Genomic DNA, 25888 nt, shown 5'->3' with positions numbered 1-25888 from the left:
AATTACATTCCACATTACGATTTCTTGTAAGAAAGGAAGAGAAAATTGCAGCAATATTTAAATTTATGTAGGCACGTTTTAGACAACGGGACAAAAAAGGATGACCGAACAGGTACAGGAACAATCAGTACCTTCGGTTATCAAATGAGGTTTGATTTAAGTGAAGGATTCCCGGTAGTAACGACAAAAAAACTAGCTTTACGTGCAATCATTCATGAACTGCTTTGGTTTATTAAAGGCGAAACGAATATTCAATATTTAAAAGAAAATAATGTACGAATATGGAACGAATGGGCCGATGAAAACGGGGATCTTGGCCCAATCTATGGAAAACAGTGGCGTTCATGGCCAAAGCCAAATGGCGGGGTTGTCGATCAGCTAGGCGAGGTCATAGAACAAATTAAACATAACCCTGACTCACGCAGGTTAGTTGTAAATGCATGGAACGTCGGAGAGTTAGATGAAATGGCACTGGCTCCTTGCCATTGTTTATTCCAATTTTATGTATCCGATGGAAAATTGTCATGTCAGCTTTACCAACGAAGTGCGGATGTGTTTTTAGGTGTGCCGTTTAATATTGCATCCTATTCATTATTGACAATGATGATCGCTCAAGAATGTGGTCTAGAGCCTGGAGAGTTCATCCATACGTTTGGAGATGTCCATATTTATAATAATCACGTTGAGCAAGTGAAGCTTCAACTTACTCGCGAACCGCGACCACTTCCAACGATGAAATTAAACCCGGAGAAGAAGAAGGTTGAAGACTTCACAATTGATGATTTTGAGCTAATAGGTTATGACCCACATCCACATATTAAAGGTGAGGTGTCTGTATGATCTCTATGATTGCTGCGATGGGAGAAAACCGCGCAATAGGCAAAGATGGAGATATGCCGTGGCACTTACCGAATGACTTAAAGTACTTTAAAGCAGTAACAAGCGGCCACCCTGTTTTAATGGGAAGAAAAACCTTTGAATCCATCGGCAGACCGCTTCCGAAACGAAGAAACCTTGTTTTAACAAGAAGTACAGATTTCCATGTTGATGATGTTGAAGTTATTCATGCATTCGAGGATGTCAAACCATTAGTGGATGAAGCAGAAGAGTTTTTTGTGATTGGTGGTGCAACGATTTATGAACAGCTTATGCCAATTGCAGATCGCCTTTATATAACATGGATTCATGAAACGTTCGAAGCAGATACGTTTTTTCCAAAGATTGATGAGAGCATATGGAAAGTTGTCTCGTCGCAAGAAGGAACAATTGATGAGAAAAATAAATTTGCACACACATTCGTTGTTTACGAACGTAGAAAATAATAATGCTTGGAATGTTAGGAGCGGGAAACTGTAAAGTTGCAGTTTCCTGTTTTTTTTGGAAAGGATTCTATCTTGAAAATAAATCGTATTTTTGGAAGCACATGTTGCTTCTTCCTCTACTAGCTGTTGCTGCGAAGCTGGATGCGTCGTCGCAGCTCTCAGTGGCTCGACGAAGCAGTGTTTGTTGCTTCTTCCTCTACTAGCTGTTGCTACGAAGCTGGATGCGTCGTCGCAGCTCTCAGTGGCTCGACGAAGCTGTGTTTGTTGCTTCTTCCTCTACTAGCTGTTGCAACGTAGCTGGATGCGTCGTCGCAGCTCTCAGTGGCTCGACGAAGCAGTGTTTGTTGCTTCTTCCTCTACTAGCTGTTGCTACGAAGCTGGATGCGTCGTCGCAGCTCATAGCTTAATCAGCGTAGTGTTGTTCGTTGCTTTTCCCGTTGGATCCAGGGTGACTTCGTCGAATAAGCTGTGAGTTGTCTCGACGGACAGGACGTTCTAATGCCGGGCATGCCACAGGACGTGGCGTTTTGTCCGATGGACGGATACACTTCAAAGAATATACTTGTAGAGGAAGAGACAGTCCTCGCAACGTGCTCCCAAACTTACTTTGAAAAAATTAAAAATGAACTCATTTTCATACTTCATGGAGCGAAAATAACTTCGCATGGGTGTCTGTCTTGAAAATAGTTTAAAGATGGTCGATTCGTTTTTGGCCACTCGCTTTTGAATTAGAGTATCAGTTAACGTCCTGCGAAGTTCAGTTCCACTCGCTATCCCGATTACGACATAAGCGTTGAACAAATATACAAACCTGCAAAAAAGAAAACAATGACATTGCGATTAAAAGCTCAGAATTGCAAAACTCATCCTTTTATTCACATGTTTTATATAATGACTCAGTTTTCAGGCTATTTGGAACAATTTTACTAATAAAATACGGTTGCTTTCTATCAAAAGCTTTGATAGAATCAATCTCAGTTTGACAATTACATGACACATAGTACGCCTCATCGCAGCCGATGAGGTAGAGGCGCAAAGTTTAAGAGTAGGAAATGGGAGAATGGACGAACGAAGAACATTTCTGAAAGGGAGCTTTGCCGAAGCAAGACAGTCTCGTCCAAGACTGCTTAGCTGGGGTTACATTGAATAAATGTAACACTGTCACTTCGATCGTGGAAGTGGAGGACTACTAATCATTGTGGTGGGGGAAATCAATTGCTTGATTGTTTCAGGTAACAAAGAATTCCCTTTGTTGCCTTTTTATTTTGCTTAAAACTAAGGTCAGCTCTTATCACTAGCATTTTATAGATTTCTCCTCTTTCTTCACACTGAACAATTGTCGAACAGAAACAACATGCCTTTAAATGAAAATACATTGAAGGCTTGCAGAAAATTAAGGAGGAAGAAGAGATGGAACACGGTATTTTATCTTTATTACCACCAATTTTGGCATTATTAATGGTGATTCTAACGAAACGTGTATTACTTTCTTTAGGAATCGGAATCATCGTTGGGGCACTCATGGTAAACCAAAATCAAGAGCAGTTTATTAATGAGACATTTTCACAAATTTTTTCGATCGTATCAGGTATTTTTATTTCTGATGGCGGAATCAACACTTGGGAATTTTATATTATTCTTTTCTTACTAACGCTTGGTATGATTGCCGCACTAATTACAATGACTGGGGGAAGTCGTGCTTTTGGTGAATGGGCATTAAGCAAAGTAAAGACACGAGTAGGCGCTCAGTTCGTTTCAGGGTTTTTAGGAATTATCATCTTCATTGACGATTACTTTAATAGTTTAACAGTAGGTAACGTTAGTCGTCCGTTTACTGACAGACACAGAGTTTCTCGTGCAAAGCTTGCTTATACGGTTGACTCAACGGCTGCGGCAATGTGTGTCATTGTGCCACTTTCAAGCTGGGGTGCGTACATTATTACAATTATCGGTGATATTTTAGCAGATAGTACAGCAGATTACTCTGCGTTACAAGCATTTATGCTGATTGCACCAATGAACTTCTATGCAGTATTTGCTATTTTACTAGTGTTTGCTGTTGCGTATTTCAAATTAGATATTGGCCCAATGCGTAAACATGAACTACATGCAATGCAAACAGGCGAGCTAGTTGATTTAAATAAAGGTCCAGTACCTGGTGAAAGTGATGATGCAAAGCCAGTGACAGAAGGACGTACAGGCGATTTAATTTGGCCTATTGCAACGTTAATTGCTGCAACAGTCTTCTTTATGATTATTACAGGAATCCAAGGCACAGAAGGTCAAGCGGGATTATTAGCAACATTTGAAAACACAGACGTTGCTGCATCGCTACTTTACGGTGGACTCATTAGTTTACTTGTAACGATTGGTATTAGCTTCTTACGCCAATTACCAGTAAAACATTTAGGAATTGGTCTTTGGGCTGGAGTTAAATCCATGCTTCCTGCGATTTATATTTTAATTTTCGCTTGGACGATTATTGAGATTATTGGTGAGTTAGGCACTGGTGAATATTTAGCAACGTTAGTTGATGGAAATATGAACTTAGGCTTTTTACCTGCTTTATTATTTATCATTGCTGGTTTCATGGCTTTCTCTACGGGAACATCTTGGGGAACATTTGGTATTATGCTGCCGATTGCTGGTCAAATGGCGATCGTTACAGATGTAAACTTATTGTTACCAGTGTTAGCAGCAGTATTAGCAGGTGCGATCTTTGGAGACCACTGTTCACCAATTTCTGATACAACGATTCTTTCTTCAACTGGGGCAGGAAGCCATCACATCGATCACGTGTTAACACAGCTTCCTTATGCACTAATTGTCGGTGGAATAGCAATTGTCGGTTTCCTTATCCTTGGTTTTACAGGAAGTTTATTCGTTTCATTACTAGGAGCGATCGTTGCATTTATTGTTGCGATTCTCATCTTAAAAATTGTTGTCAACAGACTCTATGGCGGACCTGTTGAAAAATAAACGGAAAAGACTTGTTCAATTTATTTGAACAAGTCTTTTTCTATAAGACGCTGTTAAACCTCCTCCTTTAAAAGCCGTAAACTGGGATATATGCGTCCACCTAGTAAAACGCCACGTCCTGTGGTATGTCCGGTATTAGGACGTCCTGTCCGTTCACCGAGCAAAACGCCACGTCCTGTGGCATGCTCGGTATTAGGGCGTCCTGTCCGTTGAGGCAGGTCGTAGCTAACTCGTGAAGTCGATGCTAGTCGCTAGCTTCGTCACCTTTGCTCGTCACAAATTATTTTATTTAACCATTAACCTTCATTATTTAATATTAACACTCAACTTAAACTGAGCTTTCTATAAAAAAGAAAAATGTAGGGTTATGTCGGAATATAAGTTATTTATAAATTTAGATTTATAAAAAAAATCAGAAAATACTTTGACAAGCTTTTGAAAAATAATTATAATAAGACAACATAGTGAATATATTTTACTATCCTTTATTGGAAGGAGGATAGAGAGAATATATTACTATACACATTAAAATCAAAAAAATAAAAAAACTTAATGTGACAAGGAAGGGGAAATTACTATGGCAGAGCGCGAACAATGGGCCACGAGGCTAGGATTTATATTAGCCGCAGTAGGGTCCGCAGTAGGTTTAGGGAACATTTGGCGATTCTCTTATGTCGCTGGTGAAAACGGGGGAGCAGCATTTTTACTTATTTATATTTTATGTATTCTTCTGATCGGTTTACCAGTTATCCTTGCTGAATTTTCCATCGGTCGCAGGGGACAGTCGGATGTCGTGGGATCATTTACAAAAATAGCCCCAGGAAAGCCGTGGGCATTAGGTGGTATCTTTGGTGTTGTCTCAGCATTTACAATTCTATCCTTTTACGGTGTAATCGCCGGTTGGGTTGTTTACTTCTTATATGCTTACGTAACAGGAATTGCGCAAGGTGTTGAAGGTGGAACATACGATGAGTTCTTTTTTGGAGCTATCGGTGGAGCGGTAGGCCCTGTATTCTGGCAGTTCTTATTTATGGCTATTGTTATCTTTATTGTATTTTTTGGTGTAAAGAAAGGTATCGAACTTTCAAACCGTATTTTTATGCCTTTATTAGCAGTTTTAATTATTATCCTTGCAGGCTTTGCTCTTACGCTTGATGGAGCTGGTGAAGGTTTACGCTTTATGTTTAGTCCTGACTGGTCAGCTTTTGGTGAACCAGGTGTTTACGCTGCGGCGATTGGGCAAGCATTCTTCACTTTATCATTAGGTATGGGTGCGATGATCACTTATGCGAGTTATTTACCTAAAGATACGAAGCTTCCAAGTGCAGCGGGTACAGTTGTAACGTTAGATACACTATTTGCAATTGTTGCAGGTATTATGATCTTCCCAGCCGTATTTACGTTTGCAAATATTGATCCAACTGACGGAGCTGGGTTAATCTTTATTACACTCCCTGAAGTATTTAACTTAATGGGTGGCGCGGGTACATTCTTTGCGATCGTCTTCTTCTTCCTAGTAGCGATTGCGGCTTTATCTTCAGCAATTTCATTACTTGAGGTAAGTGTAGCTTACGCGATGCGCCAGTTTAGCTGGAACCGTAAAAAAGCAACGATTGTTGCAGGTGTGATTGTCACATTATTCGGGGTACCATCTGCTTTAAGTTATGGTGGACCATTAAGTGACTTCTTAATTTTCGGAATGCCGTTCTTAGATGCAGTTGATGCATTAACGGATCGTTATTTATTAGCGCTAGGTGGAATGATCAGTGCATTATTCGTTGGGTGGGGCTGGAATAAAGTTGACGCTCTACGTGAAACAGGGTTAACAGATACAACAATTGGAGCAATTTGGATTTGGTTTATTCGAATTGTTGCACCACTAGGTATTCTTTGGATTTTAATTTTGAACATTTTCTAAGATAGTAAGTAGAAGAAAAGCAGCTCTTTTTAGGAGCTGCTTTTTGTTATACTTTAAGAGTTTTTAACTTTGATAAAGGATTAAAGTAACTGCTCCTGCGGTTACTCGTCGCATGTCGGAGTGAATTCGAGGAAGCTGTTGCTTTGTGCTCCTGCGGTTACTCGTCGCATGTCGGAGTGAATTCGAGGAAGCTGTTGCTTTGTGCTCCTGCGGTTACTCGTCGCATGTCGGAGTGAATTCGAGGAAGCTGTTGCTTTGTGCTCCTGCGGTTACTCGTCGCAACTCGTAGTTTAATCAATGGAGTTATGCTTGTGGCAACTAAGGCTTTCGCCATAAGGACTTGCACTAAAGCATAAGAGATTCTAAGTAAGCACACTTCGCTTACTAAGAATCTCTTTAACGATAAGCCAAGTTTTGTTTACTGAAATTTTATTTTTTCTTTCTATCCGCTTTTTCCCACGCACGTAATGATGGGTAAGGATCAAAGGACCACTCAATAAAGCCATTATCTCTATACATTCCATAATGAAGGTGTGGAGGAAACTTCCCTTGAGTACCAGGTTTTCCGTAGCCAGAACTTCCACAATAGCCAATAACTGTTCCTGGTTCAACAATACTTCCTCGTTCAATTCCTTTAGCAAAGCTGCTCATATGAGCGAAGTAGTGGTAGACATTGTTTACATCACGAATTCCAATGCGCCAACCTCCGTATTTATTCCAGCCTTTTAATTCAACGATCCCATAAGTTGTCGCTCTAATAGGAGTACCGTGGCCCGCAAATACATCTGTTCCTTCGTGGATACGGTTGCCACCCCATCCTCTTCGGTCTCCCCATGTACTGCGATAACTATAATTATAATTAAGTGGCATAGGGAATGCACGTTCACTAAGGTCTAATGTATCAAACTGTCGATACACTTTTGCGTGACCCATAACCAACTCGATTGCTTTATCACGTTGGTAATTGTCCCAAAGAGCTATTCGAATATTTTCATCACTGCTACCGAATTTAGCTAAATGTTGTGAGAAAGTATGAAGAACATCCTCATCATTCGTAAGCTCTGCTTTACCATCACCATCTCCGTCAAGACCAATTCCATCAAAGAAGGATATAGAGAGTGGATCGGTATCATCTTTATTTGGGTTTTGTTCTCCTGCCCATTCTTCAGGAGTAAAATAAATCGCGATCAAGCCTTCTTCTTCGGGAAGGTCATTTCTTGCTCTACGCAATCCTCTTTCGTAGCTATCTACTGCAGCAAAATAGTACCACGGTATATGTGAGGTTGCTTCTGCTTTTAAGTATAGCCCCATTCGTTTTTCGTAAATATCTTCTGGTGATAAATCCTGAACATTCTCAGCACTTACTATGTTATATTGAAAAAGAATGAACAAAAAAGGAACGAGCAACATACTTCTCGTTATCCATTTTCTCATTTTATAAATCCTCCTTCGAATCAATAACTGATTTTAGTTTGCGAAAAAGTGGGTGGGTTTGATTCCGACAAATCTTGGAAAAAAACATACTCTTTGAGATTTATCGGCTTTCATGTTAAAGTTACTAATGATTAAAAGGTATTCAGGAATACTGAAAAGAGTTGGAATGTACGTGTGTATGTATATAGTTACGTAAGATATTTTTGTCATCCATTGATGCAAAATAATGAAAACATTTTTTCTTAATAATAAGCAAAACGGGAGCGTGAAGGTTGTGGCTAAAAAAGAAGAATATATCCGTAAACCCGAATGGTTAAAAATTAAATTGAACACGAACGAATCTTATACAGGGTTAAAAAAGATGATGCGTGAAAAAAAATTACATACTGTTTGTGAAGAAGCGCGTTGTCCAAATATTCATGAATGTTGGGCTGAAAGAAAAACAGCAACTTTTATGATTTTAGGAGCTATATGTACACGAGCTTGTCGCTTCTGTGCAGTAAAAACTGGACTTCCAACAGAATTAGATCGTGAAGAACCAGAACGTGTTGCTGAATCTGTGAAACTAATGGGGCTTAAACATGCCGTTATTACGGCTGTTGCAAGAGATGATCTAAAAGACGGTGGTGCTGAGATTTTTGCTGAAACGGTAAGAGCGATTCGTCGTAAAAGCCCATTTACAACAGTAGAAGTTCTTCCGTCTGATATGGGTGGTAAGGAAGAAAACTTAAAGATGCTAATGGACGCAAGGCCTAATATTTTAAACCATAATATTGAAACGGTTAGAAGTTTAACTCCTCGGGTCCGTGCAAGGGCTACTTATGAACGTTCGCTAGAGTTTTTACGAAGAGCGAAAGAAATGCAACCGAAGATTCCAACGAAATCAAGCCTAATGATCGGGCTTGGAGAAACGAAGGAAGAGATTATTGAAACAATGGACGACCTTCGTGCGGTAGATGTTGATATTTTGACAATAGGTCAGTATTTACAGCCAACGAAAAGCCATATCAAGTTGAAAAAATATTGGACACCAGAAGAGTTTGCTGAGCTTAAAGAAATTGCACTAAGTAAAGGATTCAAGCACTGTGAATCTGGTCCACTCGTTCGTTCCTCTTATCATGCAGACGAGCAGGTAAATGCTGCTGAAGAGGCATAAAAAAGGAAAAGACCGTCTCGAAAGATCATTTGTTTGTATCTATTCGAGACGGCCTTTTTGATTTAATTCGCTCGTTATGTTTATAAGTGAATTATTGATTTGGGATAGTACGGTCTTGTCTGTGCTGTCTACGTCCTTCATTAAATCGACGAACGTTATGTTCGTCATCTCCATTATCATCTTCCATACGTAAAGATTCCTCACCTTGCGGGTATCTTTTCATTTGTTCGATTGTTTCTTCTAATGAATCAAGATACTGTGGTTCTTTTGCAGATAACCCTTCAAAACGTTCGATTTCAGCACCCATTTCTGGATCATCACTTACGTATATATCATAGTATGATGGGACGAGCGACATGGCTGTTTTCTTCACTTGGTCAGCGACAAGTTGACGATCGTCTGTTCCATTTGTTTCATAAGTCATTAAGACATACTGATCTGTAACTAGAACGGCGCAGTCTTCAACAGATTGAATGGTCGTTGCCATTTTACTAATACTATCAGCCAATAATGATCGATCATATGTTGCGTAATCTGGTGCATTTTGCCCTGCATAGGCAGTTTTCTTCGTATGACGTTCAAAACCAAAACGGTTATATTGGTCCATGTTACCGGCACCGTTACGGTTTATGACGAAATGGCGTTCGGGCATTTGGTATCCTCGAAATAAATTTTCTGCTTGCTGACCTTCTGCGCCGTTCGTTGCATCTCCACAACCTGTCATGAAAATTGATAAACAGATACTAGACAGAAGAAGGGAGGATAACTTTTTGTTCATGTTCTTCCACCTCCTATTCTTTAGGTTGACCGTTTTGACAGCGTTATAAATGAGGTAATTTGTGGCTGAAGGTCATTGATGGACAGGATTTTTAGGAAAGCCCATTGAATTTTCACGAAAAATAAGGCAAGATAAAGATAGAAAAGAGAGGTGTTTATGGATGATCCGCATTCAAGGGAATACGTTTGAGGTGATTGAAGACGTAAGAAATGGATGGGTTGAAGAAGAATTTAAAAATCGATATAGTGATGTTTTAAATAAATATGATTATATAGTCGGAGACTGGGGATATGAACAGCTTCGTTTAAAAGGATTTTTTGATGATAAGCACCGGAAATCAAGTTTTGATGCAAAAATAAGTTCTCTTCCAGATTATTTATATGAGTACTGTAATTTTGGCTGTGCTTACTTTGTCTTACGTAAAGTAAAAGAGCAAAAGCAATCTTCGTAAAAACAACCGAGCTCCTAAACAGCTCGGTTGTTTTTGTTTGCCTTCGGCCTTAACAAACCCGTTGTAAAATTTAATATGTAAATACCAATAAAATCCATGTGCCTGGCACGTGGGGTTTATTGGTATTTCGTGCTAATTTATTGAAGAGTTTCGGTATGATTTTTGGTAGTCAGTGCGTTTGTCATCATGTGTTGGATGAGAGCCTGGATCTTTTCGTTCAAGTCCTTGATGCAACTCTTTGTTTTCATAAATAAAGGCACTAGCTGAACGTTGCCCTTCCTGCCAAGGTGTGGTTTTTTTAAATGAGGCGTCAATTGGAGAACCGTATGATCCTTCAGGTGTCTGCTCTGGAATGATTTCATTTCTATCTTTTTCAACAGCTGTAAAGTCTGAATAGCGATTCTTTTGCCTATCGTGTTTATTCAAAATAAAAACCTCCTTACCATTAGTATGGAAAGGAGGATAAGATTCATGTAACACTTAATTTTCCAAAATAGATTATAAAATCACTTCATATAAGAACTCACGTAATTCTTTACCGTCTTCTTCGTCTAACTTAAACGTACGTTCTAAATAATTGGGTTCATCTAAGTCATCTTCACCAATGATTGCAAATCGATTGGATTGCATATCTAAAACGAGTTTTTTCCCATAATAACGGGTTGTTGACATAATCGCTAGGTCAAATCTTTGGCTTTCTCCCATAAAGCTAACGTACCTCGTTTTCGTATCTTCTACATCATCGTAAAGATAAAAACGTTCAGTCATAATAAGATCCTCCTTAGTTATCTTCAGGCATAAATAGGTGAGGCTTTTGATTTAAACGGTGGTGTGCTTTAATAAAGCGAACTGTTCCTGTTTTTGCACGCATTACAATGGAGTCTGTCTCGACAAGGTCACTACCTAAAAAGCGAACACCTTCTAATAATTCACCTTGTGAAACGCCTGTTGCTGCAAAGATGGCATCATCGCCTCTTACTAAATCATTTAAAAAGAGTACTTGAGAAACATCTTCAACGCCCATTTTTTTGCAACGTGCAATTTCTTCATCGTTCATAGGGGCTAATCGTGCTTGCATATCTCCTCCGAGTGCTTTGATGGCAGCGGCAGATATCACGCCTTCTGGAGCACCACCTGTACCAACAAATAAATCGATTCCTGTTCGAGGCATTGCAGTAGCGATTGAGGCCCCAACATCACCATCACCAAAAAGCTTTACTCTTGCTCCTTTTGCACGAATCCGGTTAATAAGCTCTTGGTGGCGTTCACGTTCTTGGATAATGACGGTTACGTCTCGAACACGTTTGTTGGTCATCTTCGCAACGATATCAATTGTTTTTTCGATAGGATCATCTAAGCGGACAAGCCCGGCTGCTTCAGGTCCAACAACGAGTTTTTCCATGTACATATCTGGTGCATGTAAAAGAGTTCCTCGGTCACCGACAGCGATAACAGCCATTGCGTTAGGGTGTCCTTTAGCAACGATACTCGTGCCTTCTAGAGGATCGACAGCAATATCTACTTCAGGCCCGTTTCCAGACCCGAGCTTTTCACCGATATACAGCATGGGTGCTTCATCTAATTCCCCTTCACCAATGACAACCGTTCCTTGCATATTAACAGAATCAAACATTTCACGCATTGCGTTTGTTGCAGCATCATCTGCTTCATTTTTCAATCCACGACCCATCCATTGTGCAGAAGCTAGTGATGCAGCTTCTGTAACCCTTACAATTTCTAACGCTAATTCCCGCTCCACAATCATTCCTCCAGTTTCTCATTGTTTCTCTCTCTATGTAAAAAAGTTCGGCTAATTCTTCATCATAATAACAAAAAAATCAAATGAAAGAAATTAAATTTCGGATTTTGTCATGAGATTCCTTAAAATACTTGTTAATGTGTTATACTAATTGTAATGATTTTTTTAAAGAGGGGATTTACATGTATTTTGTTGATAGAAAATTACTAGAAGAGCGATTACAATATATGGAAAGACTTATCGGGGTGTTTTCACAAGAAACATCATTTGAAGATGAAGTGCAAAAGTTAATGTTAGAACGAGTGGCACATATGACAATTGAAGTGATGATCGACGTTGGAAATCAAATGATTGATGGATTTATTATGAGAGATCCTGGGAGCTATGATGATGTCGTCGATATTTTAGTTGATGAAAAAGTCGTATCGAAAGAAGATGGTTCTTCATTGAAAAAGTTAATTCCATGGCGAAAAGCGTTATTACAAGAATATACCGAGATTGATCATAACGCGTTAAAACGAGCATTACAAAACGAGAGTGCTACTTTACTAAGTTTTCCAGGAAAAGTAAGAATGTATTTAGAAAGCGAACTTGGCCCAGTCTCAGCGTTTTTGCCGCAAAAGGACTAACTGTTTCCTTTTGCTAAATAATAATGTGAATGAATGAACAAGGTCTCTCTGAATGGTGGACGGAAGTTAAATTGCGTCAATTTTTCGAACTTTCTTTTGAATAAATTTACTCCAGTATATACATCCGCTAAAATAAAAACAGAAGGATGGTGAGGGAGATGGTCTATAAAACCGCTTCAACACGTGATCAAATTTTAAATTTATTAAAGAAGAAGAAACAATTAACAGTAGCAATAATTGCAGAACAATTGAATATCACGGAAATGGCTGTAAGGAGACACCTCAACACATTAGAAAGAGATGAGATTGTTGAAACAACATTATTGAGGCAGGCAATGGGGAGACCGACGAATGTGTACCAACTGTCAACAAAAGGTCAGGAAATGTTGTTTCCAAGAGATTATGGTAACTTTTCGGTTGATCTTTTGTTAGAGATTGAGCAAATGGATGGACCAGAAAAAGTAAGAGAATTGTTTGACAGAAGGAAAGATAAGATTCAAAAGCGATTTGAAAAGAGGCTTATTTTTGGCAGTTTTGATGAGAACGTTTATGAATTAGGAAAGATGCAAAATGAACAAGGCTATATGACAGAAGTGATCAAAGAAGATGACGGTAGTTTTATTTTAAAAGAGTATAATTGTCCACTTGCAGAGGTAGCTAAGCAGTTTCCTGCAATTTGTGAGGCTGAGCTTGAAATGTTTAAGGATTTGCTTCAAACGGAACACGTTCAATGTCAAATGTGTATGGCAACTGGACACGAGCCACACTGCTATTATAAAATTAAAAAATCAGATAAAACTTATTCGTCACTCTTATAGAGTGGCGGTTATTTTTTTGTCTATATATCACAATATATGATAGTGAATAGATTATTGGAGGATGTATGAATGAAAAAGTATGATGCTTATTTAGTTGATTTAGATGGGACGATGTATCGAGGTAGTGAAAAAATTGAAGCTGCATCGAGATTTATTAAGTCATTAAACGAAAAAGATATTCCATATTTATTTGTAACGAATAATTCTTCGAAAACACCAGAGCAAGTAGCTGCAAAACTTGTCGAAATGGATATTCCTGCAACACCAAAACATGTGATGACGACAAGTATGGCAACAGCAAATTATCTTCATGAGCAAATCAACGAAGCAAATGTTTTTATGATCGGAGAAGAAGGACTAGAAGATGCATTGAAAGAAAAAGGATTTACGTTAACGGATGAAGCTGTTGATGCTGTTGTTATGGGAATTGACCGTAACATTAATTATGAAAAATTAAGTACCGCTTGTTTAGCTGTAAGGTCTGGAGCACTGTTTTTATCAACAAACACTGATGTAGCAATCCCGACAGAAAAAGGCTTGCTACCAGGGAATGGATCACTCACTTCAGTTGTATCTGTATCTACTGGTGTGAACCCAACATTTATCGGTAAACCAGAAGCTATTATCGTCAACCAAGCGCTTGAAGTACTAGGGGTACCTCTTGATCAAACTGTGATGGTTGGTGATAATTACCAAACAGATATTATGGCAGGAATAAAAGCTGGAATGGATACGATCATCGTGCATACAGGTGTTACATCTAAAGAGCAGTTACAAGAACAAAAAGTTCAACCGACATGGTCGATCAATTCGTTAGATGAATGGGAAATTGTATAATATTATAAATGTAAAAATATCCAGGTGCCAGTCACCTGGATATTTTTGGTATTTGATAGGTTAATCATCTTCTTCCGTTCCGTCTTGACTATGAGCGAGTCGGCTAGAAGCAGCTGCTGCAATTGCACCGACAATATCATCTAAAAATGTATGGCATCCTTGACTTTTGTCATTTAGTTTTTTTAAAATTCCTGGCTTTAGTTTGTCGATATATCCGTAGTTCGTAAAACCAATAGATCCATAAACATTTACGATCGATAGTGCAATGACTTCATCGACACCGTAAAGACCTTCATCTCGTTCGATGATTCCTTGCAGTGGATGATCTAACTTTTCTTCTTCGGCTAATCTGTCTAGCTGAATGCCAGTTAATATCGCATTTTGTACTTCACGTTTAGATAAAACACGATTAACATTCTCCTCACAAGCTTCCATAGAAAGGTTCTCTACATATTTTTCTTGTAAGAAATAGACAAGCTCTGCAATATCTTCAATTGTTACTCCTCTTTCGTGTAACCACTTTCTTGCTGTGTTTTCAACTTCTTTATGATGTTCTTTCATGTCATCACCCTAAGTCCTTTTCCAAAATTATATGCTAAGGTCTTACTATTGTTGTCTTGTATGGTTGATCATCTTTATTTTTTGCTTAAAAGTCACGTTTATACTTAAACCTAAAGAATTCTAAATGAAGCAAGCTCTGTATCAATCCAGTAGGCTTTTCGTGTAACGAGTTCTTTAGCTTCCTCGAGTTTAACAAGTTTACAGGATCGTTGAAGATCGTTCTCCCACAGTCGTCCGCTGTCTCCGTGGTAAGTGAAGAAAAAGCCGCAGAGCTGCCCGTTCATATGAAAGTAGCCTTTTCATTAATTAACGTGGGCGATGAAACGGTGATATTTAAATGAAATGAACAAATTGGGCGGATATATCATATGCTATTTTAGGTGTGCATTGGGATTGGGGGGAGTAATGTGTTAGACCGTCAACTTTTCGATCACTTTAGAATTTATTTGGATGACGTTTTATATGTTGGAGATGACCTATATGTTTTAGCAAACGGTGAAGAATATTTAGTTCGAACCGTGGATGACAGAGCTTTAGAGCAATTGAATGAACAAGTAAACATGGCAAATTGGCTAACGTCTTATAGTGAACACGGTGTAGCTCAATTTATCAAACCAGAAGGTAAAAAGAGGACCATCTCTATTGATGGTGGAGAAGCCGTGTTGTTTCAATTAGAAAAACAACAGCATAGGTTAGCTCACTCTGTTACGGGTGAAAAAGTAGGAGCGAAATTAGCAAAGTTTCATGAAAAAGGTTTGTATTATACACCACAACAAACGAAAAGAAGCGTAAGTTCAGGTGCGATAGCATGGAAAGAAAGGTGGGAACGCCGGTTAAATCAATTAGAGAATTGGTATGTCCGTATGAGGCAAGAAAGTTATAAAACCCCTTTCGATGAATTGTTCTTAGTGACTTTTCCTTATTATATTGGGCTATGTGAAAATGCCATTCAAATGATTACTGACTTGATGATTGACAAAGAGGAACATTTATCTAAAGGAAATACAATTTGTCACCGTCGTTTTCATGACTGTACGTGGTTAACCGTTCGAGAGCAGGAGCCATCTTCAATAAAAGTACCAACGGATTTTATGTACGATCATTACACAAGAGATATTACTGAATATGTTCGTTCGGTTTGGACGAATGAACAATCGCCGAATTCGTTGCAAACGATTGAGGCATTTTTAAATGATTATGAATCATATCATCCGTTGTCTCTTTTTGATCAAACATTATTGTTAGCAAGGTCGATGTTTCCGATACATTATTTTGAAGAAATCGAAACGTATTATCAGACAGTGCATAGTGAAGAGCGTAACCAATTGAGTGAACGGTGTACGGCATTATTAAAAAATTCGGCTGAGTATGAAAAGCTTTTTACGTATCTGACATATAGATATCCACAGTTATTGGAGTCAAAACATTGTCCATTATGGTTTCAAGCCTATCCAGTAAAGCACAGTTCATACGGATAAAGAACTGTGCTTACTTTTTTCAAAGAACTAATTATAAGTTCATCGGCTAAAAACGCGATGTCCTATCTTAGGCGCCGGTGCTAGCACGTCCTGTGTGTTGGCTCCTGCGGTTACTCGTCGCAGGTGAAGAGTACTAAGAATCTCTTTAACGATAAGCCAAGTTTTGTTTACACTATAAGAATGTATAAAATTTTAACTAAGAAGCAATTTCGGCGTAGTGAAAATTTCTATGTGTATAGTTATGTTCACCGGCTAATTACTCGACATCCTGTCGGAACGCCGGTGTTAGCACGTCCTGTGTGTTACAACTACGCCTTTGTCTTCGCCTTAAAGGCTCATCATTCGGAATTTCGCACCTTATTTTGAGTTATGAAATTGATTCAATTGATAAAAAGCAGCAATCATTTAGAAAACAGCCTTTATGAAGAAGGTGAAAGTTGATGACCTGCTACTCGAACGTTTATAATTTCCTTAAACATTTATTAAAAAGGGTGTGGGAAATATGACAAAGCCTTATGTATATGTGACACGACGTGTACCTGAAGAAGCGTTGACGCCATTAAGAGATTTTGCGGAAATTCACATGTGGCCAGAGGAAGAAGTACCAGTAAGTAGAGAGGAACTTATAAAGCAAGCGAAAAAAGCAGATGCTCTTTATACGATGCTGTCTGATAAGGTTGATGCAGAGTTGATGCGGGAGGCACCAAACTTAAAAGTCGTTGCAAATTTAGCTGTCGGTTACGACAATATTGATGTCAATGAAGCAACGAAACGTAACATTGCGGTATGTAATACTCCAGACGTTCTTTCGGATACAACAGCCGATTTAACATTCGCATTACTGATGGCAACAGGACGGCGGATTGTTGAATCAGCAGAGTACATAAAAAAAGGCTACTGGAAAAACTGGGGGCCGTTATTATTAGCTGGAACTGATATTCACCATAAAACGATTGGAATTGTTGGCATGGGAAGAATTGGTACAGCCGTGGCAAAACGAGCGACTGGTTTTGACATGGAAATTTTATATCATAATCGCTCAAGAAAAGAGGATGTGGAAAAACAATTAGGGGCAACATACGCATCATTTGATCAGCTCATTGAAATGTCTGATTATATCGTTTGTTTAGCGCCATTAACAGAAGAGACGCGTGACTTATTCACTGAAGATGTATTTAAACGGATGAAGTCTTCTGCCATTTTTATTAATGCATCTCGAGGAGCAGTTGTTGATGAAGAAGCGTTAGAAAAGGCAATCGTCGAAAAGGAAATTGCAGGTGCTGGCTTAGATGTATTTCGTGAGGAACCAATTGGAGAAGATCATGCTCTTCTTAAGCATGATAATGTCGTCGCACTTCCTCATATCGGAAGCTCTAGTGTGGAAACTCGTTATGAAATGGCAAAGCTCGTAAGTCGTAATATCGTTCATGTGTTACAAGGGAAAGAACCAGAGGCGATCGTTAATCAAGAAGTTATATATAAAGAATGAAGTTAAAATAACCGTACAATCATGCAAAAAACGCATTCACAATGAAGTGAATGCGTTTTTAAATAAGCTCTAATTTAGAATACTTGTTCTAATTCAGTTACACCAGGTACTTCTTCTAGAAGAGCGCGTTCGATTCCCGCTTTTAGTGTAATTGTAGAACTTGGGCAAGAGCCGCAAGCACCCATTAAGCGTACTTTTACGACACCCTCGTCAATACCTACTAATTCAACATCTCCACCATCACGCAGGAGGAATGGGCGTAATTTATCAAGCACTTCTTGTACTTGTTCTTCCATTGTTGCGTTTGCCATCGCACAACACTCCTTTCTTTATCTCTATTATAATATCCTTAACAAAAAAAATCCATGAACTCGCATATATATTTTATGTTTGAATGGTGACAATTGTGTTAACATGTCTTATTTTAAACCTTATGTTAAAATAAATATAGATAGAACAGAAAGTGAAAAGTAGAGGAGGCACCTGTTATGGCTTCAATTCAAATGACTGTTTACGGTGCAGAAGTAAAATGTGCAAGCTGTGTTAATTTACCGAGTGCATTGGAAACGAAGGAATGGCTAGAAGCGGCGATTGCAAGGAAGTATCCTGAAAAAGATATTTATATCTCTTATTGCGATATTGATTCTCCTGAAACAGAAGAGGAAAAACAATATGCCGAGCAAATATTAGATGAGGAATATTTTTACCCATTGGTTGTATTAAATGGGGAAGTGGTAGCGGAAGGAAATCCGAGACTGAAAGTCATCTATGACAAAATCGAAGAAAATTCATAAATGATAATAAAAAAGCCTTAAGAATTCATTTCTTAAGGCTTTACTATATAAAAAGTTATGAACCTGAATGATATTTGTACATCCATAAAACACCAGATTTTAGAACGCGTGGAACACGGCCAGTTAGTGCCTTTTCTCCCATTAAACCGAAACCATGTTTTTTTCCAAGAGAACCTAAGACTCCTTTTAATTTAATTTTAGGAAGTTCGTCAGGGTACTCTTCACCATTCCATTTTTTCTCTAATAGCATGGAAACTTGTTCTGCCTGGGCCTCAGCTAACTGTGCACTTGGAGCGTGATCTAATTTCGCACAATCTCCGATGACAAAAACATTATCGTATCCTGGGGCTTCGTGATACTTCGTCACGACAACTCTTCCCATACCATCTTTTTCGACATCTAAGTCACGTACGAGACGGTTTGCTTGAATACCGGCTGTCCAGATAATAGCATCTGCATAAACAGGCTCATCGTGGTTATATAGCGTGTTCTCTTCAACTTTTGTAATATTTGCTTCGTTAATGATTTCAACGCCGTTATCAACAAGCCATTCAGTGACGTAGTTGTAAAGCTTTGGAGGGAACATGGAAAGAATATTTTTTCCGCGGTCAAATAGTTTAACATTTAGATCAGGGCGGCTTTCACGTAGCTCACTCGCTAGTTCTACACCGCTTAAACCAGCGCCAACAATGGCAACGGTTCCATTTACTTGAATACTTTGTAATGCTTGATACGTTTTTCGAGCTTTCCTCATGCTTTGAATGCTCAACGTATGTTCAGGTGCGCCAGGTACATTATGATACTTATCTTCGCAACCAAGACCAATAACAAGGTCATCATACGAAAGTTCTTCATCATTTGCTAGTCTTACAAGATTCTCTTCTAACACAATTTCGGAAACGGTTTCAAATTTCAGTTCAAGACGGACATCGTTAGGAAATGACATTCTTAAGTGTTTGTCTGCAACCGTGCCAGCAGCTAACGCATAGAACTCTGTTTTCAAGCTGTGGTAAGGCTCTTTCTCTATTAAAGTAATGCTCGTATCATGCATACCGCTTGAAGAAAGCAGTTTCTGAATGACACGAAGTCCCCCATATCCGCCACCTAAGATGAGTAATTTACGCACATGATCAGCCTCCTCTTCCTGTGCGACCCATAGTGCCCAGGTGGAAACAGATGAAATCTTCTATATCCACTTTGGAAACAATAATAACGTCGTTTTACCAATATAAATTTTATCAGTTATTTGTCGAAATAACAACATTTTTAAGAATCTTTTATTTTACCATTGAATCACTAATAGAAAGGTGATATAGAAGTTTAATATTATAATAGAAAACTATCATGATCGGTTGGAAAAGTTTGCTTTTAATAATGCATGAAAGTGGTCAAGATCTGAATAGTTGACAAAATAGTAAGTAAGCGTTAGGATGTGTTGGATGATGATCGTTGAAAGACACAGGAGTGGATAAACATGAAACCGATTATTGAGTTTTGTGTTAGCAATTTAGCCAGTGGTACACAAAAAGTAAAAGAGGAACTTGAAAAAGACCCAAACCTGGATGTCATTGAATATGGCTGTCTAAGCTTTTGTGGACAATGTGCAATGAAGAAGTTTGCCCTTGTAAATGGTGAAATGGTAACAGGGGAAACGAATGAAGAATTGCTGACCAATATATATCAATTTTTAGAAGAAAACCCAATGTTTTAAATGTAAAGCTGCTGGCATATGTACCAGCAGCTTTTTCTGCGTCGATAAGAGAACTCAAATTTTGACCTTCAATTAAGATTAAGCGCCCTCCTTTTGGACCATGCCTATTACCATTTATTTACGTGTTCCAGGCACCTAGGAAAAAATGGTTGTTAATGAGAGGGGGCTTCATAGTTGAAAATGAGGTCTAGTGGAGTTTGTCATCGTATATGGATAAGATTAATTAATTTTGCGTGATAAGACAATAACTCTTCAATGGACCTTGGCTTATGATAAAATGTAAGGAATGATTTAGGTAATGTAGAGGAGATGAAACAAAGATGAAGCCAATACCTTTTGATCATACTTGGCCTTATGAAGTTCAAATGGGTGAAGTTTACTTAACGGAATGTCCGTATTGCAACGAATCAAATGTTTTGACACATATGAATAAAGAAGCACTACAACTAGCTAAAGATAAAGTGAAGCAACGGTTAAACCTTCCTTGCTGCTTAAAAACGATGGTCATTATTGAAGCAGATGATGATTATTTTTGGACAAATGAAAAGTTAAGAAGATAGAGAAAGAAGGTAAGCATAACGATGAGATTCACAAAAATGCATGGTCTAGGAAACCAATATATATTTGTTAATACATTTAAAGAGTCATTACATGAAGAAGAGCTGCAATCTTTAGCGGTTGAAGTATCAAACATTCATACTGGGATCGGTTCCGATGGAATGATTTTGATCGGCCCTTCGGATGTGGCACACGTACAAATGCGTGTCTTTAATAAAGATGGATCAGAAGCGAAAAATTGTGGGAATGGCCTCCGTTGTGTAGCGAAATACGCCTATGAAAATGAGCTTGTTCAAGAAAAAACAATGCAAATTGAAACATTAGGCGGGGTAGTAACAGCTACTGTTGAAACGCAAGGAAGCGGTAGAGAGGTTGATCTCATAACGGTAGATATGGGGGAACCGATTTTAACTGCGAGTGAAATTCCTCTTTATAATGCGAAAACATCACCAGTTATTCAAGAATCAATTCAAGCAGGAGAAAGTCCCCTTAAAATGACGGCAGTTTCTATGGGAAATCCTCATGCTGTATTTTTTGTCCATGACATTGAAGAAGCTCCATTAACGACATTAGGACCTTTAGTAGAAAAACATGAACGTTTTCCAGATGGAGTGAATGTTGAGTTTATTGAAGTCGTTTCCCCTAATGAACTGAACTTTCAAGTGTGGGAACGAGGGTCTGGCGTCACTGAAGCGTGTGGAACAGGGGCATGTGCAGCAGTTGTAGCATCTATATTAAACGAGCGTAGTCCAAAAGGAGAAGAGGTTGTTGTTCATTTAGCGGGCGGAGATTTATCGATTAAGTGGGATGTGGATGACCGTGTTTGGATGACAGGTCCTGCTGAAACAATTTGTGAAGGAACTTATTATAAACGAGCTGAAAGATAAGAAAAGGCTGTCCGTTGTGGACAGCCTTTTTAACATATTAATATGTTTTAACGATATTATAGAACGTATCTCTTTCAATTGGAACTTTGTTTGCTCCTTTAATTAAGTGGATCAATTCTTCACGAGTTAACCCTTGAGACGTTAAGGCACCTGCAGAGTGAGAAATTCTTTCTTCAATCAACGTTCCGTGAATATCTGAGCTTCCGAATGTTAAGGCCATTTGCGTAAGTTGAGGGCCAATGTTAATCCAATAAGCTTTAATATGATCGAAGTTATCTAGCATTAAACGACTGATCGCAACTGTACGTAGGTCATCATATGCCGAAGTACGACGCTTCAAACCGGCATTCACACTTTTGGGTTGCATTGCAAGTGGGATAAAGACCATAAATCCATTTGTACGATCTTGAAGTTGACGAAGGCGGTCCATATGGATAAGGCGCTCTTCTGTCTTTTCAATCGATCCGTAAAGCATCGTTGCATGCGTTTTTAACCCTAAGTTATGAGCAATTTCATGTGCTTCTAACCATTCATCAGTTGAAGCTTTTTCTGGACTCATTTTTGCGCGGTAACGTTCCGTTAAAATTTCAGCACCGCCACCAGGAATTGTATCAAGCCCAGCTTTAATTAATTCTTCTAACACTTCCTTCATCGATAAACCAGAAATACGAGCGAAGAATTCAATTTCTGCGCCTGTATAAGCTTTTACAGTACATTGTGGATAATGCTTTTTCAATGTACGAATCGTATCTAAATAATAATCAAACGGCACTTCGTGGTTATGCCCACCGACAATGTGGAACTCGCGAATGTTATCGTTCCAACGTTCTTCAACATATTTTAATAAATCTTCTTCATTCATTGTATAAGCGCCTTCTTCACCTGGCTTACGTTTAAACCCGCAGAAAGCACAGCTTGCTTCACATACATTTGTTGGGTTTATGTACATGTTTTGAATAAAATATACATTGTTCCCATTCTTTTGTTCATTAACTTGATTTGCTAGTTGAGCTACTGTAAGCAAATCAGGTGTATCATAAAGTTTTAAACCGTCTTCAATTGTTAAACGTTCCCCGTTTAAGACTTTATCTTTAATGTCTTGAAGACTTGGATCAAGTAGTAAAGTACTCATAATTTCTCCTCCTTGAAGCTGTAAGTCAACTATCTTTATATTTTGTGAGTAATGGTTGCAGTGTATTTTGTTACATAAATAAATTTCGTCTTTCAAAATATACTCTCTTTATCTTACCATTAATTTTACAAGACTTACAAACAGAAGTTGTATCGATATAAGCAACTTTTCATATACATAATTATGGTATATTTCGATTCCTTGATGGTTATGGCAGAAAACGATATACTAAAACTAACATCCGAACGATTGAAAAGGGGTGAAGGATGATGATAAAAATAAGTGAAGCCGCAGCAACGCAAATTAAAAAAATGATGGAAGACGAAGGCCAAAAAGATGCGTACCTTCGTGTAGGTGTCCAGGGCGGTGGTTGTACAGGTCTTTCATATGCAATGGGCTTTGATTCTGAGGTCAATGACGAAGATCAAACTCTTGAAATCCAAGGATTAAAAGTCGTTGTAGATGGTGAAAGTGCTCCAGCATTAAAAGGAGTAGAAATTGACTATAAACAAAATATGATGGGTGGAGGGTTTACGCTAGATAACCCTAATGCCATCGCGAATTGTGGTTGTGGGGCATCATTCCGCACAGCAACAAATGCAGGAAAACCAGAAGATTGTTAACGTTGGAAAATTCATTTAGAAGTTGTCGCATCCCTTTTGTGGGTGCTCGACAGCTTCTTTTTATTTTTGTACTATCTGAATTTATAAAATTTTATCGAAGAAGTAGATCGACGAAGAAAAAATTTAAAAGAACTAAGTATAAGTTCCCGGCTAAGAACACGATGTCCTATCTTAGGCGCCAGTGATAGCTCGTCCTGTGCGTCGGCTCCTGCGGTTACTCCGGTTAATCATCGCAGTTCGAAGCTTAATCAAGAAGTATAGATCGTCGCAACTAACACCTCTGTCTTCGCCTAAGGCTCGCCAATCGGCGAGTTTTCTTTAAGGGATAAGAAAGTGATAAAATTTTTGTCCTGGATAGTTGTCTAGACTAACAGGCACGAGCGTTTACAACACGAGTAGGCTTCGAGTTGCCTCGACGGATACACTATAAAGCTCCGCTAGTAGAGGAAGAGGCAGCATAATCGGCTCGGGGTCGCTTCGCTCGACATTTGAAGTCTAGTCGACTTCTTCATACCAAGACTCCAGCGCTTTTCTTATATAACTGGTAAGAAAAAAAGAAGAGGGGCTTAACCTCTTCTTTTCGTGAAATAATGCACATTTTAAAATGGAGCTACTTAGAACATGTTCGAATTGTAATTAGTGAACATTTTCGCATCGAGATCGATATAAGCTTTTGGGTTATTAGACTACCGGTTTTAAGTGTATTTCTTAGTACACATCACGCAAGTAGCGATGTTCTTTTTTCATTTGTTTGAGAGTTTCTTCGGCTTCCTCATCAGTTCTATTGCCATGTGTTTTGATAATATCAATTAATGCTTGGTGAACATCTTTTGCCATGCGTTCTTTATCTCCACACACATAAAATATTGCACCGTTTTCGAGCCACTGATAAATCTCTTTACCGTTTTCTTCTAATCGGTGTTGAACGTAGACTTTCTTATCACTGTCTCTTGAAAAAGCGGTTGTAAGATGTGTGAGTGTGCCTCTTTCTAGACTGTTTTTAAATTCTTCTTCATACAAAAAGTCCGTTTTTTCGTGCTGGTCTCCAAAAAACAGCCAAGCCTTTCCTTTATCCTGTTGATGTTCTCTTTCTTGGATAAACGAACGAAACGGAGCGATACCGGTACCAGGTCCAACCATGATGATATCTGTTTCTGCACTTTCTGGTAGACTGAAATGATTGTTTTTTTGAATAAATACCGGGAGTGTATCGCCTGAATCCAGTCTTTCCGAACACTGGACGGAACAAACACCTTTTCTTTCTCTTCCGTGAGAATACCAACGAACAGCGCCAATGGTTAAATGAACTTCTCCAGGGTATGCTTTTAAACTACTTGCAATCGAATAAAGTCTTGGCGGCATGTTTCTTAAAAGACTAACAATATCTTCTTCATTTGCTTTCCATGGCTTAAACTCACGTAAAAGGTCAAATAAGTCTCTACCGTCCATATACTCTTTTAATTGGTCGCTTTCGGCTAATGCCTGTAGTTCTTCATTGTCAGATAATGCCGCTGCTTTTTTTACCATCCGTTTGTTTAACAGAGTAATTTCAAGATGTTTTTCTAACGCTTCTCTTAGTGGAACTTTGTCACCATTTTTGTTGACCACTACTTCTTTTGTATCATCCCATTTCATTTCTTCGATCAAGGCATTTACGAGTTCTGGGTCATTTTCAGGATAAATTCCAAGGCAATCTCCTGGTTTAAATTCTAACCCTGAATCTTTCAATGACAGTTCGATGTGTCTTGTTTCTTTTTTCGATCCCTCTTTGTTTAAATTGATATTCTTTAGGACTTCTGCTTTAAAGGGATTTTTTCTTGAATAGCTTTCACTCAATTTCTCTACCCCCACCTTCAAACTTGACACCTCCACACTTTATTTAAGGCTGTTTTCGTAAACATTGTTGTTTTTTTACTTGCGTTCGCTAACGGCGGACGCATACACCTCTCGGTACAAGTGCGACATCCGTTCATGTTGCGCTTTGCTTGCATTCACGGTGTCTTCTTTGCACCTCTGGACACGACACGGGCTTCCTGAAACTTCTACCGGCGTTTCAGGTGATTTTCAGTTCGTGGCTCCTGCGGTTACTCGTCGCAGTTCGAAGCCGATCGAAGAAGTAATGCTTGTTGTGCCTTTCTCTATCAGCTGATTCTTTGGAGAGGATGTGTCGGCACAGCTCATAGCTTAGTCAGTGTAGTGGCGTTCGTTGCTGTTCCCACCAGGTTTATCGAGTTCAGGTCGATTTGTCTCGACGGACAGGACGTCCTAACACCAGGCAAGTCACAGGACGTGACGCTTTGCCCGGTGGACGGATAAACTACGAAGCGTTGCTTGTAGAGGAAGGGACAGTCGCCGCCTATCGCTCACACATTCAAATTTTTTTATTCATAAAAAGAAACAATCATTTAGAAAAGAGCCTTATTTAAACAATAATCTTACTACATTATTATTATAATCATAAAATTGTTAGAAGAAAAGGTCTTGTGAATATTAAATCAAACAAATCTAAAAATTCAAAAAATACTAATATTTACACCATAAATAATGTTAAAAGTATTAAAAGTAGGGTATTAG

26 protein-coding genes and 1 riboswitch are annotated in these 25888 nt (G+C 38.7%); of the genes, 16 read left to right on the top strand and 10 right to left on the bottom strand.

All coding sequences use genetic code 11. From position 1 onward, the window contains the following. Positions 1–45: 45 nt before the first annotated feature. The 4 genes from LGQ02_RS17325 to LGQ02_RS17310 all read left to right on the top strand — a co-directional run bounded on the left by LGQ02_RS17325 (position 46) and on the right by LGQ02_RS17310 (position 6219). A complete protein-coding gene (locus LGQ02_RS17325) occupies positions 46–840 on the top strand; it encodes a thymidylate synthase (protein WP_226515565.1) in 795 nt (264 codons plus the stop codon). After that, complete coding sequence (locus LGQ02_RS17320) at positions 837–1322, top strand: dihydrofolate reductase (protein ID WP_226515564.1); 486 nt, start codon at positions 837–839, stop codon at positions 1320–1322. The genes LGQ02_RS17325 and LGQ02_RS17320 overlap by 4 nt, the downstream gene beginning before the upstream one ends. Positions 1323–2339: 1017 nt before the next feature. Beyond that, positions 2340–2519, top strand: a riboswitch (Lysine riboswitch). 213 nt (positions 2520–2732) lie between these two features. Continuing rightward, on the top strand, positions 2733–4301 hold the full coding sequence (locus LGQ02_RS17315; RefSeq protein WP_226515563.1) for a Na+/H+ antiporter NhaC family protein: 1569 nt from the start codon (positions 2733–2735) through the stop codon (positions 4299–4301). Positions 4302–4878: 577 nt separating this feature from the next. Next, positions 4879–6219: a sodium-dependent transporter gene (locus tag LGQ02_RS17310; protein ID WP_226515562.1), complete on the top strand. Its 1341-nt coding sequence runs from the start codon at positions 4879–4881 to the stop codon at positions 6217–6219. 429 nt (positions 6220–6648) lie between these two features. On the opposite strand, the gene LGQ02_RS17305 is transcribed toward LGQ02_RS17310, so the two are convergent. Next, positions 6649–7653, bottom strand: a complete 1005-nt coding sequence (locus tag LGQ02_RS17305; RefSeq protein ID WP_226515561.1) for a M23 family metallopeptidase — start codon at positions 7651–7653, stop codon at positions 6649–6651. 274 nt (positions 7654–7927) lie between these two features. Here LGQ02_RS17305 and lipA point away from each other — a divergent pair, with 274 nt between their 5' ends. Next, positions 7928–8809 carry a lipoyl synthase gene (lipA, locus tag LGQ02_RS17300; protein ID WP_226515560.1) on the top strand — a complete coding sequence of 294 codons (882 nt, stop codon included), beginning with the start codon at positions 7928–7930 and terminating at the stop codon, positions 8807–8809. A gap of 91 nt (positions 8810–8900) precedes the next feature. Here lipA and LGQ02_RS17295 read toward each other — a convergent pair whose 3' ends face one another. Beyond that, positions 8901–9587, bottom strand: coding sequence for a YhcN/YlaJ family sporulation lipoprotein (locus LGQ02_RS17295; RefSeq protein ID WP_226515559.1), 687 nt, complete (start codon positions 9585–9587; stop codon positions 8901–8903). 160 nt (positions 9588–9747) lie between these two features. Between LGQ02_RS17295 and LGQ02_RS17290 the strand changes: the two genes are divergently transcribed. Continuing rightward, entirely contained in the window at positions 9748–10038 is a 291-nt protein-coding gene (locus LGQ02_RS17290; protein WP_226515558.1) for a YutD family protein, read from the top strand. A 132-nt stretch (positions 10039–10170) separates the two neighbouring features. Here the strand turns inward: LGQ02_RS17290 and LGQ02_RS17285 are convergent, their stop codons facing one another. The 3 genes from LGQ02_RS17285 to glpX form a co-directional block, all read right to left on the bottom strand. After that, the gene (locus LGQ02_RS17285; RefSeq protein WP_226515557.1) at positions 10171–10464 is read right to left on the bottom strand and encodes a hypothetical protein; all 294 of its coding nucleotides are present in this window, start codon (positions 10462–10464) and stop codon (positions 10171–10173) included. A 72-nt stretch (positions 10465–10536) separates the two neighbouring features. Then, positions 10537–10806, bottom strand: a complete 270-nt coding sequence (locus LGQ02_RS17280; RefSeq protein ID WP_226515556.1) for a DUF3055 domain-containing protein — start codon at positions 10804–10806, stop codon at positions 10537–10539. 13 nt (positions 10807–10819) lie between these two features. After that, a complete protein-coding gene (glpX, locus tag LGQ02_RS17275) occupies positions 10820–11797 on the bottom strand; it encodes a class II fructose-bisphosphatase (RefSeq protein WP_226515555.1) in 978 nt (325 codons plus the stop codon). A 182-nt stretch (positions 11798–11979) separates the two neighbouring features. On the opposite strand from glpX, the gene LGQ02_RS17270 reads away from it, so the two are divergent. From LGQ02_RS17270 to LGQ02_RS17260, 3 genes are all read left to right on the top strand, one after another. Continuing rightward, positions 11980–12426 (top strand): DUF86 domain-containing protein, encoded by a 447-nt coding sequence (locus LGQ02_RS17270; RefSeq protein ID WP_226515554.1) that lies wholly within the window; start codon positions 11980–11982, stop codon positions 12424–12426. Between the two features lie 158 nt (positions 12427–12584). After that, positions 12585–13244 (top strand): helix-turn-helix transcriptional regulator, encoded by a 660-nt coding sequence (locus LGQ02_RS17265; RefSeq protein ID WP_226515553.1) that lies wholly within the window; start codon positions 12585–12587, stop codon positions 13242–13244. A 69-nt stretch (positions 13245–13313) separates the two neighbouring features. Then, positions 13314–14081, top strand: a complete 768-nt coding sequence (locus LGQ02_RS17260; RefSeq protein WP_226515552.1) for a TIGR01457 family HAD-type hydrolase — start codon at positions 13314–13316, stop codon at positions 14079–14081. 60 nt (positions 14082–14141) lie between these two features. Here LGQ02_RS17260 and LGQ02_RS17255 read toward each other — a convergent pair whose 3' ends face one another. Beyond that, positions 14142–14642, bottom strand: coding sequence for a phosphatidylglycerophosphatase A family protein (locus LGQ02_RS17255; protein ID WP_226515551.1), 501 nt, complete (start codon positions 14640–14642; stop codon positions 14142–14144). Positions 14643–15049: 407 nt separating this feature from the next. Between LGQ02_RS17255 and yutH the strand changes: the two genes are divergently transcribed. Further along, positions 15050–16120: a spore coat putative kinase YutH gene (gene yutH, locus LGQ02_RS17250; RefSeq protein WP_226515550.1), complete on the top strand. Its 1071-nt coding sequence runs from the start codon at positions 15050–15052 to the stop codon at positions 16118–16120. A 502-nt stretch (positions 16121–16622) separates the two neighbouring features. Beyond that, complete coding sequence (locus LGQ02_RS17245; protein ID WP_226515549.1) at positions 16623–17609, top strand: 2-hydroxyacid dehydrogenase; 987 nt, start codon at positions 16623–16625, stop codon at positions 17607–17609. A gap of 74 nt (positions 17610–17683) precedes the next feature. On the opposite strand, the gene LGQ02_RS17240 is transcribed toward LGQ02_RS17245, so the two are convergent. Beyond that, positions 17684–17920, bottom strand: coding sequence for a NifU family protein (locus LGQ02_RS17240; RefSeq protein WP_226515548.1), 237 nt, complete (start codon positions 17918–17920; stop codon positions 17684–17686). Between the two features lie 177 nt (positions 17921–18097). On the opposite strand from LGQ02_RS17240, the gene LGQ02_RS17235 reads away from it, so the two are divergent. Beyond that, positions 18098–18403 (top strand): YuzD family protein, encoded by a 306-nt coding sequence (locus LGQ02_RS17235; RefSeq protein WP_226515547.1) that lies wholly within the window; start codon positions 18098–18100, stop codon positions 18401–18403. Between the two features lie 55 nt (positions 18404–18458). Here LGQ02_RS17235 and LGQ02_RS17230 read toward each other — a convergent pair whose 3' ends face one another. After that, a complete protein-coding gene (locus tag LGQ02_RS17230) occupies positions 18459–19529 on the bottom strand; it encodes an NAD(P)/FAD-dependent oxidoreductase (RefSeq protein ID WP_226515546.1) in 1071 nt (356 codons plus the stop codon). A 348-nt stretch (positions 19530–19877) separates the two neighbouring features. Between LGQ02_RS17230 and LGQ02_RS17225 the strand changes: the two genes are divergently transcribed. The 3 genes from LGQ02_RS17225 (at position 19878) to dapF (ending at position 21559) form a co-directional block, all read left to right on the top strand. Next, a complete protein-coding gene (locus tag LGQ02_RS17225) occupies positions 19878–20114 on the top strand; it encodes a YuzB family protein (protein ID WP_226515545.1) in 237 nt (78 codons plus the stop codon). A 320-nt stretch (positions 20115–20434) separates the two neighbouring features. Continuing rightward, entirely contained in the window at positions 20435–20674 is a 240-nt protein-coding gene (locus tag LGQ02_RS17220; protein ID WP_226515544.1) for a hypothetical protein, read from the top strand. Positions 20675–20695: 21 nt separating this feature from the next. Beyond that, entirely contained in the window at positions 20696–21559 is an 864-nt protein-coding gene (gene dapF / locus LGQ02_RS17215) for a diaminopimelate epimerase (protein ID WP_226515543.1), read from the top strand. Between the two features lie 37 nt (positions 21560–21596). Here dapF and mqnE read toward each other — a convergent pair whose 3' ends face one another. Next, positions 21597–22691, bottom strand: a complete 1095-nt coding sequence (gene mqnE / locus LGQ02_RS17210; RefSeq protein WP_226515542.1) for an aminofutalosine synthase MqnE — start codon at positions 22689–22691, stop codon at positions 21597–21599. Between the two features lie 269 nt (positions 22692–22960). Between mqnE and LGQ02_RS17205 the strand changes: the two genes are divergently transcribed. Continuing rightward, positions 22961–23314, top strand: a complete 354-nt coding sequence (locus LGQ02_RS17205; protein WP_226518360.1) for a HesB/IscA family protein — start codon at positions 22961–22963, stop codon at positions 23312–23314. A 708-nt stretch (positions 23315–24022) separates the two neighbouring features. Here LGQ02_RS17205 and LGQ02_RS17200 read toward each other — a convergent pair. After that, on the bottom strand, positions 24023–25150 hold the full coding sequence (locus LGQ02_RS17200; RefSeq protein ID WP_264183989.1) for a sulfite reductase subunit alpha: 1128 nt from the start codon (positions 25148–25150) through the stop codon (positions 24023–24025). Positions 25151–25888: the final 738 nt, after the last annotated feature.

It is taken from the genome of Bacillus shivajii, from assembly GCF_020519665.1.
Taxonomy (GTDB): Bacteria; Bacillota; Bacilli; order Bacillales; family Salisediminibacteriaceae; genus Bacillus_CA; species Bacillus_CA shivajii.
Note: the sequence above shows the minus strand (reverse complement) of the source record. Positions and strands in the feature narration are given on the sequence as shown.